Origin of the sequence: Streptomyces sp. SCL15-4 (genome assembly GCF_033366695.1) — a bacterium.
In the GTDB taxonomy this organism is placed as follows: domain Bacteria; phylum Actinomycetota; class Actinomycetes; order Streptomycetales; family Streptomycetaceae; genus Streptomyces.
On sequence record NZ_JAOBTQ010000001.1, the window covers coordinates 5166508 to 5181336 of the forward strand.

Annotated in this window: 8 protein-coding genes; 3 read left to right on the forward strand and 5 right to left on the reverse strand. The window is 72.8% G+C overall.

What is annotated here, in order from left to right:
- Positions 1–31 precede the first annotated feature (31 nt).
- The gene (locus SCK26_RS23165; RefSeq protein WP_318203239.1) at positions 32–697 is read left to right on the forward strand and encodes an HAD family hydrolase; all 666 of its coding nucleotides are present in this window, start codon (positions 32–34) and stop codon (positions 695–697) included.
- Between the two features lie 610 nt (positions 698–1307).
- Here the strand turns inward: SCK26_RS23165 and SCK26_RS23170 are convergent.
- A complete protein-coding gene (locus SCK26_RS23170) occupies positions 1308–1874 on the reverse strand; it encodes a DJ-1/PfpI family protein (RefSeq protein WP_318203240.1) in 567 nt (188 codons plus the stop codon).
- A gap of 649 nt (positions 1875–2523) precedes the next feature.
- Between SCK26_RS23170 and SCK26_RS23175 the strand changes: the two genes are divergently transcribed.
- Positions 2524–7470, forward strand: coding sequence for an NAD-glutamate dehydrogenase (locus SCK26_RS23175; protein WP_318203241.1), 4947 nt, complete (start codon positions 2524–2526; stop codon positions 7468–7470).
- 89 nt (positions 7471–7559) lie between these two features.
- The gene (locus tag SCK26_RS23180; protein WP_318203242.1) at positions 7560–9071 is read left to right on the forward strand and encodes a hypothetical protein; all 1512 of its coding nucleotides are present in this window, start codon (positions 7560–7562) and stop codon (positions 9069–9071) included.
- Positions 9072–9141: 70 nt separating this feature from the next.
- Here the strand turns inward: SCK26_RS23180 and SCK26_RS23185 are convergent, their stop codons facing one another.
- The 4 genes from SCK26_RS23185 to SCK26_RS23200 all read right to left on the reverse strand — a co-directional run bounded on the left by SCK26_RS23185 (position 9142) and on the right by SCK26_RS23200 (position 14795).
- On the reverse strand, positions 9142–10788 hold the full coding sequence (locus SCK26_RS23185) for a glycosyltransferase family 2 protein (protein ID WP_318203243.1): 1647 nt from the start codon (positions 10786–10788) through the stop codon (positions 9142–9144).
- Positions 10785–12995 carry a CDP-glycerol glycerophosphotransferase family protein gene (locus SCK26_RS23190; protein ID WP_318203244.1) on the reverse strand — a complete coding sequence of 737 codons (2211 nt, stop codon included), beginning with the start codon at positions 12993–12995 and terminating at the stop codon, positions 10785–10787. The genes SCK26_RS23185 and SCK26_RS23190 overlap by 4 nt, the downstream gene beginning before the upstream one ends.
- An 83-nt stretch (positions 12996–13078) precedes the next feature.
- Positions 13079–13888, reverse strand: a complete 810-nt coding sequence (locus SCK26_RS23195; RefSeq protein WP_318203245.1) for an ABC transporter ATP-binding protein — start codon at positions 13886–13888, stop codon at positions 13079–13081.
- The gene (locus SCK26_RS23200; RefSeq protein WP_318203246.1) at positions 13881–14795 is read right to left on the reverse strand and encodes an ABC transporter permease; all 915 of its coding nucleotides are present in this window, start codon (positions 14793–14795) and stop codon (positions 13881–13883) included. Before SCK26_RS23200 ends, SCK26_RS23195 begins: the two co-directional genes overlap by 8 nt.
- Positions 14796–14829 lie beyond the last annotated feature (34 nt).

A 14829-nucleotide genomic window follows, 5' to 3' on the forward strand; every position in this document is an offset into this window, starting at 1 on the left:
ATTGTCGGTGGCGGCGGGTACGGTCTTGGACATGGGGACGCACGCTGTGCACATCGTCTGGGACTGGAACGGAACCCTCTTCCACGACATCGACGCGGTCATCGGGGCGACGAACGCCGCCTTCGCCGAGCTGGGGCTCGCGCCGATCACACTGGAGCAGTACCGCTCGCTGTACTGCGTGCCGGTGCCGAAGTTCTACGAGCGGCTGCTCGGCCGGCTGCCGAGCGACGCCGAGTGGGAGCTGATGGACGGCACCTTCCACCGGCACTACACCGAGCACCGGGTGCGGTGCGGGCTGACCGAGGGGGCCAGGGAGCTGCTCTCCGGGTGGCGGTCGGACGGACACAGCCAGTCGCTGCTGAGCATGTACGGGCACGAGGAGCTGCTGCCGCTGGTGCGGGGCTTCGGCATCGAGGCGCACTTCCTGCGGGTCGACGGGCGCACCGGGCCGTCCGGCGGCAGCAAGGCCGAGCACATGGTGCGGCATCTGCAGGCGCTGGCGGGGGTGGCGGAGCCGGAGCGGACCGTGGTGATCGGGGACGCGGTGGACGACGCGCTCGCGGCACGGCACGTGGGGGCGCGGGCCGTGCTGTACAGCGGCGGATCGCACAGCCGGGCCAGTCTGGAAGGGGCCGGGGTGCCGGTGGTGGACACACTGGCCGAGGCGGTCGCGGAGGCGCGGAGGACAGCGGCCTGACCGCACGGCGAGGCGTGCCCGGCACGGACGCGGGAAGCCCCGCGGACGCCCGCCGCCCCGCGCCGTACCGTCCGCCTCACCGGCCCAGACGCGGCCCGGGCTCCGCGCGGCGTGCCCACCGCCCCGGACGCTGCCCGGGTCCGCGGCGTGCCCACCGCCCCGGACGCTGCCCGGGTCCGCGACGCGTCCGCCGCCTCACCGCTTCAGACGCCGCTGAGCCCCGGCGACGCGGCCCGGACTCCGTGACGCGTGACGCCGCCCCGCGACGTGCCCGCTGCCTCACCGGCCCAGGCGCCGCCCGGGCCCGCGACGCGGCCCGGCCCCGCGCGGCGTGCCCGCCGTCCCGGACGCTGCCCGGGTCCGCGACGCGTCCTCCGCCCGACCGGCCCAGACGCCGCCGAGCCCCGGCGACGAGGACTCCGTGACGTGTGACGCCGCGCCCGCGACGTGCCGTCCGCCCACCGCCCCGGACGCCGCCCGGTTCCCGCGGCGCGTCCGCCGCTCCGCGAAGCGATCACCGCCCCACCGCCGCAGACGCCGCCAAGGCCCCGTCACGCGGCCACCACCCCGTGACGCGGCCCGGTTTCGCCGTGAGGCCGGTTGCGCGGTCTCAGTTTGCCGGTGCGGTCGCCCGCAGTACCTTCAGGAACTCCCGCATCCACGCCGGGTGGTCCGGCCAGGCGCGGGAGGAGACCAGGGTGCCGTCGACGACCGCCTCGGTGTCCTGGAAGTCCGCGCCGGCCGCCTGCATGTCGGGTTCCAGCGCCGGGTAGGCCGTCACCCGGCGGCCCCGCAGGGAGTCGACCGCGGCGGTGAGCAGCGGGCCGTGGCAGATCTGGGCGACGGGCTTGTCCGCGTCGAAGAACGCCTTGAGGATCTTGCGCAGTTCCGCGTCGTTGCGCAGATACTCGGGCGCCCGCCCGCCGGGGATCACCAGGGCCGCGTAGGCACCTGGGTCGACCTCGGCGAACGCCAGGTCGGCCGGCCAGGTGTAGCCGGGCTTCTCGGTGTACGTGTCGTAGCCGGGTTCGAAGTCGTGGACGACGAAGCGGAGCGTCTTGCGGGTGGGGGCCGCGATGTGGACCTCGTAGCCTTCCTCGCGCAGCCGCTGGTAGGGGTAGAACACCTCCAGGGACTCCGCCGCGTCTCCGGTGACGATGAGGATCTTCGTGGGCATGTCGGCTCCTCGCAGACTCCGTGCATGAGGGTGGAACTCCGGCCTCCGCGGTGGGACGCTGGACTCCGGCACCGTGCCCCCGCCGGGCGCGCTTGCCAAGAGGGCCCGGTGCTTTTCAGAGTGCGGCGGCGGACGCGGGGACGCGACCGGATGACCCGGGAGCCCGGCCCGGACGGCCGGCCCCACCGGATGGCCGGATACGTCACCCGCCCTCACACCGCCGCTGTGCAGAACGTCAAACTTCACCGCTCGGTTTTGTACACATGCGGCTCATGACGCGCCCCGGGGCAAGAGCGATAGCCTTGTGGCGTGATCAGCGCGATATCCCGCGGGGGCGATCATGCTCCCGCCCTGCGCCCGGGTTGCACGGCTTATCTCCGTGACCGGGCGGCGGTCGCTGGTCTTCGCGGGCGGGACGGGGGCGCCGATGCCCCCGGGGCGCCGAGAACGGTCCGGATCACGACGCTGCCGAGAGCAGCGTCACACCCGGCCGGCGTCATGAAATTGGCCGAATCATCCCCGCTCATCTCACCTCGCGGCATACCGTCGGAAGCGACCGGACACCCCGGGACGTGGCGTTGTGTCGCAAGGGAAGAGACAGAACTTCCTTCTACGTCACGCAACGGCGCGCGACAGGAGCCAGAGGACAATGCAGACCAAGCTGGACGAAGCCAAGGCCGAGCTGCTCGAAAGGGCCGCACGGGTAGCTGAGAACAGCCCGGTCGGGGGGCACCTACCGACCGGGACGACGAGCGAGGGCACCCCCGGCACCCCGGACAGCGAATCCGTGCTCGCGTTCCTCCAGCGCTACTACCTGCACACCGCGCCGGAAGACCTCGCCGACCGCGACCCGGTCGACGTCTTCGGCGCCGCGGTCTCGCACTACCGGCTCGCCGAGACCCGCCCGCAGGGCACCGCGAACGTACGGGTGTACACCCCGACCGTGGAAGAGAACGGCTGGACGTGCAGCCACACGGTCGTGGAGGTCGTCACCGACGACATGCCCTTCCTCGTGGACTCGGTCACCAACGAGCTGACGCGGCAGGGGCGTGGCATCCACGTCGTCATCCACCCGCAGTTCGTGGTCCGCCGCGACCTGACCGGCAAGCTGCTGGAGGTGCTGCCGACCCCGCCCGTCGGCGAGGAGCTGCCGCACGACGCGCACATCGAGTCCTGGATCCACGTCGAGATCGACCGGGAGACCGACCGCGCCGACCTGAAGCAGATCGCCGCCGACCTGCTGCGCGTGCTGTCCGACGTGCGCGAGGCCGTCGAGGACTGGCAGAAGATGCGGGACGCGGCGACCCGGATCGCCGACGGCCTGGGCAGCGAGCCCGTCCCCGCCGACCTGCCCCGCCCCGAGGTCGGGGAGGCCCGCGAGCTGCTGCACTGGCTGTCCGCTGACCACTTCACCTTCCTCGGCTACCGCGAGTACCGGCTGCGCGACGACGACACGCTCGCCGCCGTGCCCGGCACCGGTCTCGGCATACTGCGCTCGGACCCGCACCACGCCAAGGAGGACCAGCACCCGGTCAGCCCCTCCTTCGAGCGCCTCCCGGCCGACGCCCGCGCCAAGGCCCGCGAGCACAAGCTGCTGGTGCTGACCAAGGCCAACAGCCGGGCCACCGTGCACCGGCCGTCGTACCTGGACTACATCGGCGTCAAGAAGTTCGACGCGGACGGCAACGTCGTCGGCGAGCGCCGCTTCCTCGGCCTGTTCTCCTCCGCCGCGTACACCGAGTCCGTGCGCCGGGTGCCGGTGATCCGCCGCAAGGTGGACGAGGTCCTGGCCCGGGCCGGCTTCTCGCCGCACAGCCACGACGGCCGCGACCTGCTCCAGATCATGGAGACCTACCCGCGCGACGAGCTGTTCCAGACGCCGGTCGCCGAACTCCAGTCCATCGTCACCAGCGTGCTCTACCTCCAGGAGCGCCGCCGGCTGCGGCTGTACCTGCGCCAGGACGAGTACGGCCGCTACTACTCGGCCCTCGTCTACCTCCCGCGCGACCGCTACACCACCGGCGTGCGCCTGCGGATCATCGACATCCTGAAGGAGGAGCTGGGCGGTACCAGCGTCGACTTCACCGCCTGGAACACCGAGTCGATCCTCTCCCGGCTGCACTTCGTGGTCCGCGTCCCGCAGGGCACCGAGCTGTCCGAGCTGTCGGACGCCGACAAGGAGCGCATCGAGGCCCGCCTGGTCGAGGCGGCCCGCTCCTGGGCCGACGCGTTCGCCGAGGCGCTGACCGCCGAGTGCGGCGAGGAGCGCGCGGCCGAGGTGCTGCGCCGCTACCACCACGCCTTCCCCGAGGGCTACAAGGCCGACCACAGCCCGCGCGCCGCCGTCGCCGACCTGGTCCACCTGGAGCAGCTCAGCGAGGACAAGGCCTTCTCGCTGAGCCTGTACGAGCCGGTGGGCGCCGCGCCGGACGAGCGCCGCTTCAAGATCTACCAGAAGGGCGGCACGGTCTCGCTGTCCAAGGTGCTGCCGGTGCTGAGCCGGCTCGGCGTCGAGGTCACCGACGAGCGGCCGTACGAGCTGCGCTGCGCCGACCGCACCACCGCCTGGATCTACGACTTCGGCCTGCGCATGCCGAAGTCGCTCGGCGGCGGCAACGGCGACTACCTGGGCGACGACGGCCGCGAGCGGTTCCAGGACGCGTTCGCCGCGACCTGGACCGGCAAGGCCGAGAACGACGGCTTCAACGCCCTCGTGCTGAGCGCCGGGCTGACCTGGCGGCAGGCGATGGTGCTGCGCGCCTACGCCAAGTACCTGCGGCAGGCCGGCTCGACCTTCTCGCAGGACTATATGGAGGACACCCTCCGCAACAACGTCCACACCACCCGGCTCCTGGTCTCCCTGTTCGAGGCCCGGATGTCCCCGGAGCGGCAGCAGGCCGGCGTGGAGATCACCGACGCCCTGCTGGAGGAGCTGGACGCGGCCCTGGAGCAGGTGGCCAGCCTGGACGAGGACCGCATCCTGCGCTCGTTCCTGACCGTCATCAAGGCGACCCTGCGCACGAACTTCTTCCAGGAGGGACCGGGCGGCGAGCCGCACGACTACGTCTCCATGAAGTTCGACCCGCAGGCCATCCCCGACCTGCCCGCGCCGCGCCCGGCGTTCGAGATCTGGGTGTACTCGCCGCGCGTGGAGGGCGTGCACCTGCGCTTCGGCAAGGTCGCGCGCGGCGGCCTGCGCTGGTCGGACCGGCGTGAGGACTTCCGCACGGAGATCCTCGGCCTGGTCAAGGCGCAGATGGTGAAGAACACCGTCATCGTGCCGGTCGGCGCCAAGGGCGGCTTCGTCGCCAAGCAGCTGCCCGACCCGGCCGTGGACCGCGACGCCTGGCTGGCCGAGGGCATCGCCAGCTACAAGACGTTCATCTCGGCGCTGCTCGACATCACCGACAACATGGTGGCCGGCGAGGTCGTGCCGCCGCGGGACGTGGTCCGGCACGACGGCGACGACACCTACCTGGTGGTCGCCGCCGACAAGGGCACCGCGACGTTCTCGGACATCGCCAACGGGGTCGCCGGACAGTACGACTTCTGGCTGGGCGACGCCTTCGCCTCCGGCGGCTCGGCGGGCTACGACCACAAGGGCATGGGCATCACCGCGCGCGGCGCCTGGGAGTCCGTCAAGCGGCACTTCCGCGAGCTGGGCGTGGACACGCAGAGCCAGGACTTCACGGTCGTCGGCATCGGCGACATGTCCGGCGACGTGTTCGGCAACGGCATGCTGCTGTCGGAGCACATCCGCCTGGTCGCCGCCTTCGACCACCGGCACATCTTCATCGACCCCACCCCGGACGCGGCCACCTCCTACGCCGAGCGCCGCCGCCTGTTCGAGCTGCCCCGCTCCAGCTGGGCCGACTACGACACCTCGCTGCTGTCGGCGGGCGGCGGGATCTTCCCGCGCACCGCCAAGTCGATCCCGCTCAACAGCCACATCCGCGAGGCCCTCGGCATCGACGGCAAGGTCGCCAAGATGACCCCGGCCGACCTGATGCGGACCATCCTCAGCGCGCCGGTGGACCTGCTGTGGAACGGCGGCATCGGCACGTACGTCAAGGCGTCGACGGAGTCCAACGCCGACGTCGGCGACAAGGCCAACGACGCCATCCGCGTCGACGGCAAGGACCTGCGGGCCAAGGTCGTCGGCGAGGGCGGCAACCTGGGCCTGACCCAGCTCGGCCGGATCGAGTTCGCCCTGCACGGCGGCAAGATCAACACCGATGCGATCGACAACAGCGCCGGCGTGGACACCTCCGACCACGAGGTGAACATCAAGATCCTGCTGAACGGCCTGGTCGCGGACGGCGACATGACCGTCAAGCAGCGCAACAAGCTGCTCGCCGAGATGACCGACGAGGTCGGCGCGCTGGTCCTGCGCAACAACTACGCGCAGAACACCGCCCTGGCCAACGCCCTGTTCCAGGCCAAGGACATGCTCCACGCCCAGCAGCGGTTCATCCGCCACCTGGTGCGCGAGGGCCACCTGGACCGGGCGCTGGAGTTCCTGCCGACCGACCGGCAGATCCGCGAGCGCCTGGCCCAGAACCAGGGCCTGACCAGCCCGGAGACGGCCGTCGTCCTGGCGTACACGAAGATCACGGTGGCCGAGGAGCTGCTGCACACCTCGCTGCCGGACGACCCGTACCTGCGCGGTCTGCTGCACGCCTACTTCCCGACGGCGCTGCGCGAGCGGTTCGCCGACGCCATCGACAACCACCCGCTGCGCCGCGAGATCACCACCACCGTGCTGGTCAACGACACGGTCAACACGGGCGGTACGACGTATCTGCACCGGCTGCGCGAGGAGACCGGCGCCTCCCTGGAGGAGATCGTCCGCGCCCAGACCGCGGCCCGCGCGATCTTCGGCTCGGCCTCGGTGTGGGACGCCGTGGAGGCCCTGGACAACAAGGTCGACGCGGCCGTGCAGACCCGCATCCGGCTGCACTCGCGCCGCCTGGTCGAGCGCGGCACGCGCTGGCTGCTGAACAACCGGCCGCAGCCGCTCCAGCTCGCCGAGACGGTGGATTTCTTCGCCGAGCGGGTCGAACGGGTCTGGCAGGAGCTGCCGAAGCTGCTGCGCGGCGCGGACCTGGAGTGGTACCAGCACGTGTACGACGAGCTGTCCGCGGCCGGCGTCCCGGACGAGGTGGCCACCCGCGTGGCCGGCTTCTCCTCCGCCTTCCCGACGCTCGACATCGTGTCGGTGGCCGACCGCATGGGCAAGGAGCCGCTGGACGTCGCCGAGGTGTACTACGACCTCGCCGACCGCCTGGACATCACCCAGCTCATGGACCGCATCATCGAGCTGCCGCGCACCGACCGCTGGCAGTCGATGGCCCGCGCCTCCATCCGTGAGGACCTGTACGCGGCGCACGCGGCCCTCACCGCGGACGTCCTCGCGGTGGGCAACGGCACCTCGACGCCGGAGCAGCGGTTCGAGGCGTGGGAGCAGAAGAACGCGCCGATCCTGGGCCGGGCCCGCACCACGCTGGAGGAGATCCGCAGCTCGGACTCCTTCGACCTCGCCAACCTGTCGGTGGCGATGCGCACGATGCGGACGCTGCTGCGCACGCACTCGTAGCCGTACGGCGTGAAAGGCGCCCCGGGCCCGCAGCGGCCCGGGGCGCCTTTCGCGTGTGCGGGCGGTGGGCGGCGTAGGGTCGGTGGATCATGCACACCGCGCCGTCCGACACCGAACGGGAGCGCCGTACGGCGCCGGCGCGCGGCCCGGTGGCCCGCGCCGGCCGGGTCTCGGCGTGGGCCGTCGCCGCGCTGGTCGCGGCGGTGCTGCTCCTCGTCGTCGTCCGGCTGCCGTGGGCCGGTGACCTGGGCATGCACGCGGCCACTCTCCAGCGGCTGCGGCACAGCCCGCTGCATCCCGGCAATCCGCTGGTCGACGCCGACACGCCGAGCCCGTACTACTCGCCGTGGACGCTGCTGCTCGGCCTCGTCGCCAGGCCGACCGGGCTGTCCGTCTTCGTCGTGCTGCGCCTGGCCGCGCTCGCCGGACTCGCCTTGCTGGTGACCGGTGTGCGGAGCTACGTCCGCACCCTCACCGCCGACCGCGCCGCCCCCGCACTGGCCCTGCTCGGCCTGCTGTTCCTGTGGGGCCCGGCGCGGTTCGCCTGGAGCGGCTTCCTCGGCCTGAACTCCCTGGCGCTGACGATGGCGTACCCCAGCGTGTGCGCCCTCGGCCTCGCCTTCCACTTCTGGGCGTGGCTGACCCGGGCGGCGCGCGGCGCGGCCGGACGGGGGACGGGGCTCGGGCTGGGGCTGCTGTGGGCGCTGATCCTGCTGTGCCACCAGTTCACCGGCGTGGTGGCGACGCTGGGCGGGCTGGCCGTGGTGATCGCGGCCCGTCCGGCCCGCGCGACCCTGCTCCGCCTCGCCGCCGGACCGCCGCTCGGGCTGCTGGTGCTGTGGCTCTGGCCGTACTACGACTTCTTCGCGCTGTTCTCGGCGGGCGCGGACCTGGAGGCCGTCCACCGGTCGCTGTACCGGGACCCGGCCGGCCGGTTCGGCTACGCGCTCCCCGGCGTGGTCGCGCTGGGGTGCCGCCTGCGCCGCGACCGCCGGGACCCGCTGGTCCTGTTCTTCCTTCTCGGCGTCCTGACGGTGGCGGCGGGCGGCCTGACCGGCCACTGGTCCTGGGGCCGCGCCCTGCCCGCCGCGCTGATCCCGGCCCAGCTCGCCGCCGCGCTGGAGGTGGTGTCGGCGGGACGGCGCGCGGTGCGGCGGGGGTGGGCGTGCGTGCTGCTCGGCGCGCTGGCGGCGGGGGCGTGGGCGCAGGCCGGGACGCTCGGGTACGTGGTGCGGCGGGACGCGCTGCCCGGGGTGGTCGCGGCGAAGTACCGGGCGCCGTGGACGGGCTACCAGTGGGCGGTGCGGGCGGGGGTGCGGTACGGGGACGTGGTGATGGCGCGCACGTTCGCGGCCCGGCAGATCCCGGCGTACGGGGCGTACACCGTGGCGCCCGGGTATCCGGACGTGTTCCTGCGGGACGCGGGGCGCAGAGAGGCGGCGGTGGAGCGGTACTTCTCGGCGGGGACGGGACGGGAGGAACGGCGGGGGATCCTGCGGGAGTACGGGGTGCGGTGGGTCGTGGGCGGTGGTCCGGCACCGTGGCTGCGGGAGGCGGCCGTGGGGCCAGGGCACCAGATCCTGTACCGGGTGGTGCCCTGAGCCGGTGCCGGCCGGAGCCGTTCGGAGCGAGGACGGCTCCCCGCAGGGGCGGCGCCCGGTGTCCGCCGCCTCACCTCAGCGCACTCGCCACCAGCCGCGCGGCGTTCCGCACGCGTGGACGGGCGGCGCGGCGGGCCACCGGACGCAGGACGCGGGCCGTCAGCCCCACCGGGCGCCAGCGGAGCTGGAGGCGGCCGGGGACGCGGGGCTCGGGTTCGGTGGTGACCTCGTGGTGGTGGACGCGCAGCGTGTGGCGCGGGAAGTCCGGCGGCGCGAGGAGCGGTGCGGAGTTGGACAGGCCCTGCTGGTCCAGGCGGAGCACCGGGTGGCGGACGCCGTCGAAGCCCTGGACCGGGAGCGAGGCCGCGGCGAGGTCCAGGCGGACCGTGCCGGCGAAGACACCGGGGCGTACCGGGTCCAGGCGGAACGGGACCGTCATGCGGCGCCGGCCGGGGGTCAGCAGGAGGGACGCGCGCTGGGGGCCGACGGGCAGGCGCAGGCCGGGGTCGTAGGTGCGGACCGCCAGGGTGAGGACCGTACCGGGGCCGTGCGTCAGCTCCGTGATCTCGTGGCGGAACTGCGCCGTGGGGAAGGGCCGGGTGTCCAGCTCCAGTTCGGACAGGTCCAGTTCCCGGCGGGCGCGCTCCGCCGCCGGCGGGATGTCGCCCCAGTACGGCACGCCCGTGCCGTCGGTCGTCACCCGCCGCGGCGCCACCCCGTGCCCCAGCCCGCGCGCCGCCACCCGGACGTCGTCCGTGCGCCCCTGCCGCAGCAGTTCCAGCACCACCCGCTCGGCCCGCGGCAGCCTGCCGTACGCGCCGGGGGACAGCGTGTCCAGGTACGGGTTCACGATCCCGGCGAAGGACGCGAGCCACTCCTCGTCCCGGTAGGGCAGATCGCCGGCGTACATGCGGAAGTCGTGCTTGAGGAACTTGTAGTCCTTGTCCTCCCGCAGCCCGGCGTGCCCGCTGCTGAGCAGGAACTCGTCGATCAGCCGCTGGACGCGCACCCGGTCGCGGACGTTGGAGAGCCGGTGCCGCTGGTTGGAGATGGAGGCGGAGTCCGCCGCGGCGAACGGCTCGATGTACCAGACGTACACCGGGTCCGGCACGATCGTGAACGCCTTCGCCAGGCAGTACGCCTGCGCGGAGAAGAGCTGGTCCTCGTAGTGGATGCCCTCGGGGAAGCGCAGCCGGTGGCGGTCCAGGAAGGCGCGCGCGTACATCTTGCTCGTCGCCAGGTGCTCGAAGAGCAGCCGGGGGTCCTCCTCGATGCCCTCCAGGGTGCGGTGCTCGGTGACCAGGTGCGGCATCCAGGTGGAGCGGCGCCCGTTGTCGGCCCGGACCCGGCGCACCGCGCCCATGGCGAAGTCCACCTCGCGTTCCCGGTGTGCGGCGAGCAGCACCTCCACGGCGCGCGGCGGGAGTTCGTCGTCGCTGTCCAGGAACATCAGGTACGGCGCCCGGGCGATCTCGATGGCCCGGTTGCGCGGGGCGCTGCACCCGCCGCTGTTCTCCGGCAGCCGGATGACGCGGACGCGGTGGTCCTGGGCCGCGAGCCGCCGGGCCACCGCCGGTGTGTCGTCCGTGGAGTGGTCGTCGCTGATGACGATCTCGATGTTCGCGTGGGTCTGCGCGCGCACGGAGTCGACCGCGCGGGGCAGGCGGGCCGCGTCGTCGTGGACGATGACCGTGACCGTGACGTCGGGGCGGGTCATGCCGTGGCCTCCTCGGGGGGCGGGGCGGGGGTGCGGTCCTCGATCGGGAGGATCGGGGGCAGCGCCTCCTCCGGCTCGCCGAGGAACACCCGCCGTACGACCCGTTCGGCGGCGCGCCCGTCGTCGTACTCGCAGAACCGGCGCCGGAACGCGGCCCGCGCCTTGGCCGCGTTCGCGTCGCGCCAGGCGCCGGAGCGGAAGATCTCCGCCAGTTCCTCCTGGGTGCGGGCGACCTGGCCGGGATGGTCGGCCATCAGGTCGAAGTAGACGCCGCGGGTGGTGCGGTAGGTCTCCCAGTCGTCGGCGTGGATCACGATCGGACGGTCCAGGTTGGCGTAGTCGAACATGATCGAGGAGTAGTCCGTGACCAGCGCGTCGGCGGCCAGGCACAGTTCCTCGACGGGGTCGTAGGCGGAGACGTCGACGATCCGGCCGGAGCGGCGCGGACCGTACGGCGGCGAGGCGGCGCCGCCGTAGAAGTAGTGGGCGCGGACGAGGAGGACGGTGTGCTCGCCGAGGCGGTCGGCGAGGGCGGCGAGGTCGAGACGGGGGGTGAAGCCGGCCTCGTAGTCGCGGTGCGTGGGGGCGTACAGCACGGCGGTCTGTCCGGGAGCGATGCCGAGGCGTTCGCGGGCGGCGCGGACGTCGGCGGCTCCGGCCGTGTAGTAGACGTCGTTGCGCGGATAGCCGTAGTCCAGCGACGTGTAGCGGGACGGGTAGGCGCGTTCCCACATGCGGGTGGTGTGGCTGTTGGCGCTGAGGCTGTAGTCCCATTTGTCGACGCGGGCCAGCAGGGCGGCGAAGTCCATGCCCTGGGCGGCGGCCGGGTGGTCGCGCTGGTCCAGTCCCATGCGCTTGAGCGGAGTGCCGTGGTGGGTCTGGAGGTGGACCGCGTCCGGGCGTTTGACCACGGCGTTCGGGAAGTTGACGTTGTTCGTCAGGTACTTGGCGGTGGCCAGGGTCTCCCAGTAGCGGCGGGTGCCGGGGATCACGTGGTCGGTGCCGGGCGGCAGCAGGGCCGCGTTGCGCCGGGTCACCACCCACACGGGGTGGACGCGCGGGGCGAGTTCGGCGAGCTTCGCGGCGATCGCGGCCGGGTTGCAGGCCACCCCGCGGTTCCAGTAGGCCGCGAACACGGCGAGGTCCGGGTCCACCGGGCGGTTCAGCGCGCGCCGGTACTGGTGGTCGCGGACCTTGGCGCCGAGCCGCCGCCTGCGGGCGCGTACGGCGGTCCGGGCGGCGCGGCGGGCGCGGTTGGCGGCTTGCAGCGCGCGGTAGCGGGTGTAGGCGTCCTCCTCCAGCAGCGCGTGCCGTACGCCGTCGAGGCCGGGCGGGCGGCGGTGGCCCTCGGGGCGCCAGCGGACCGCGGCCAGCGAGGCGCGGCGGAAGAACTCGCGGGCCACGTCCTCGGGCAGGTCCTCGCGGGCGAAGGTGGTGACCAGGTCGCGCACCATCAGGTCGTACAGCACCGCGTGGACGGCGCGGCGGTCCCGGGTGAGCGGGAGCAGGGACTCGTAGCGGTCGACGAGGGCGAGACGGTCCCCGGGGGCGCGGGGCGGCAGGCTCTCCGGACGCAGCACGCGGTGGTCGTACGCGGTCTGGTCCAGGCAGGCGATCCGGCCGGCGTGCAGCAGGGCGGCGTGCGCGGCGCGCGGCTCGTCGTCGGTGGCGAGGAGTTCCTCGTGGGCGTGCCAGAAGGCGGCGCGCAGGGCGCGGTTGCCGAGCAGCGGCGCGAGCCGCAGCAGGTCGGCGGCCTCGTCCAGGGGCCGGGCGGCGCGGCCGGCGGCGGCGAGGCGGCGGCCGTCGGGGGAGGGGCGGGCGGCGGCCTGCCAGGTGGTGGTGACGTGGTCGAAGAGGAGGACGTCGACGGGGTCCGGGCCGTCCGTGGTGTCCAGTTCGGCGGTCCGCTCGGCGATCAGCCGGGGCGCGCCGGCCGGCAGGCCGTCCTTGGCGTGGACGAAGTGCAGCCAGCGGCCGGACGCCCGGGCGGCACCGGCCGCGCGGGCCGCCGCGTCACCGGTGCCGTCCGGCAGCGGTACGACGATCGTCTCGGGCGTGTGGCCTTCGGCGGTCTCCCGCGCCCAGTCGCCGACGGCGGCGACGATCACCTCGGCGTCGGGCAGGGGATGGGCCGCCAGGGAGTCCAGCAGCGCGGCCAGGTGCCCCTGCGCGTTCGGCCCGTGGACGATCACGCTGAGCTGGGGCATGGCGGTGGACTCCTTCGGATCGACGTCTCCGGCCGCACCTTTCACCACATGATGTCACCAAGCGCATAAAACGGATAATGCGCTTACGCCTTCGCGGTGGCCGGTTTCTTCTCGCCGGTGAAGGCCTCGTACTCCTTCATGACCTCCTCCGTCGGGCCGTCCATGCGCAGCTCGCCGCGCTCCAGCCAGAGGACCCGCTCGCAGGTGTCGCGGATCGACTTGTTGTTGTGGCTGACCAGGAAGACCGTGCCGGCGTGCTGCCGCAGCTCGCGGATCCGTGCCTCCGAACGCCGCTGGAAGGAGCGGTCGCCGGTGGCCAGCGCCTCGTCGATGAGCAGGACGTCGTGGTCCTTGGCGGCGGCGATGGAGAAGCGCAGCCGGGCGGCCATGCCGGAGGAGTACGTGCGCATCGGCAGGGTGATGAAGTCACCCTTGTCGTTGATGCCGGAGAAGTCGACGATGTCCTGGTAGCGCTGCCTGACCTGCTCCCGGGACATGCCCATGGCCAGCCCGCCGAGGAAGACGTTGCGCTCGCCGGTGAGGTCGTTCATCATCGCCGCGTTCACGCCCAGCAGGGACGGCTGGCCGTCGGTGTAGATGTGGCCGCTCTCCACCGGGAGCAGGCCCGCGACCGCCTTCAGCAGGGTCGACTTGCCCGAGCCGTTGGTGCCGATGAGCCCGATGGCCTCGCCCTTGTAGGCGACGAACGACACCTTCCGCACCGCGTGCACCCGGCGCACACCGGCCGCCTTCTCGGCCTGCCCCCGGCGCAGGATGCGGTTGAGCGCCGCGGTGGCGGAGCCGCGGCCCGCGCCGGTGCCGTTGACCCGGTAGACGATGTCGACGCGGTCGGCGACGACGGTGGGGACCTTCTCTGCGCTGTGCTCAGCCACGGCCGTACGTCTCCTCAGCCTTCCAGAAGTAGATGAAGCCGCCGACGCCGGCGAGCAGGGCCCAGCCGGCCGCCGCCGCCCACACGTGCGGGGGCAGCTGGTGGGCGTGGAAGCTGTCGATCAGCGCGAACCGCATCAGGTCGATGTAGACGGCGGCCGGGTTGATCTGCAGCAGGACGGTGACGAGGTGCGGCAGGTCGTCGTGCTTGGCGATCTTGTCGATGCTCCACATCACGCCGGACACGTACATCCAGGTGCGCAGCACGAACGGCATCAGCTGGGCGATGTCCGGGGTCCTGGCGCCCAGTCGCGCCACGACCATGGACACGCCCGCGTTGAAGGTGAACTGCAGGACGAGCGCGGGGACGGCCAGCAGCCAGGAGGCGGCGACCGGCACGCCGAAGCAGAGCAGGATGACGACCAGCGCGCACATCGAGAACAGCAGCTGCTGGAGCTGCTGGAGCGCGAAGGAGATCGGCAGCGCGGCGCGCGGGAAGTGCAGGGCGCGGACCAGGCCGAGGTTGCCGGAGATGGCCCGGGTGCCGGCCATGATCGAGCTCTGGGTGAACGTCCAGACGAACACGCCCGTGACCAGGAACGGTACGTAGTCGGGCACGTTGGACTTGGTGCCGAGCAGCACGCCGAAGATGAAGTAGTAGACCGCCGCGTTCAGCAGCGGGGTCATGACCTGCCAGACCTGGCCGAGCTTCGCCTGGCTGTACTGCGCGGTGAGCTTGGCGGTGGCGAAGGCGCCGATGAAGTGGCGCCGGGCCCACAGCCGGCGGACGTATTCCGGCAGGGAGGGGCGGGCGCCGCTGACCGACAGGCCGTGCCGGGCCGCGAGCGCCGCGAGGTCGTCGCCGGCCGGGGCCCGGGTGGGGGGCGGTGTGTGGAGGACCTGGCTCACATCCGCTGCTTTCGCTCGGGGGAGGGGGTGCCGC

Excerpts from the sequence above, each read along its gene's own strand:
- SCK26_RS23180 (WP_318203242.1), top strand. The coding sequence starts at position 7,560 with ATGCACACCGCGCCGTCCGACACCGAACGGGAGCGCCGTACGGCGCCG.
- SCK26_RS23170 (WP_318203240.1), bottom strand. The coding sequence starts at position 1,874 with ATGCCCACGAAGATCCTCATCGTCACCGGAGACGCGGCGGAGTCCCTG.
- SCK26_RS23165 (WP_318203239.1), top strand. The coding sequence starts at position 32 with ATGGGGACGCACGCTGTGCACATCGTCTGGGACTGGAACGGAACCCTC.
- SCK26_RS23185 (WP_318203243.1), bottom strand. The coding sequence starts at position 10,788 with ATGACCCGCCCCGACGTCACGGTCACGGTCATCGTCCACGACGACGCG.
- SCK26_RS23190 (WP_318203244.1), bottom strand. The coding sequence starts at position 12,995 with ATGCCCCAGCTCAGCGTGATCGTCCACGGGCCGAACGCGCAGGGGCAC.
- SCK26_RS23175 (WP_318203241.1), top strand. The coding sequence starts at position 2,524 with ATGCAGACCAAGCTGGACGAAGCCAAGGCCGAGCTGCTCGAAAGGGCC.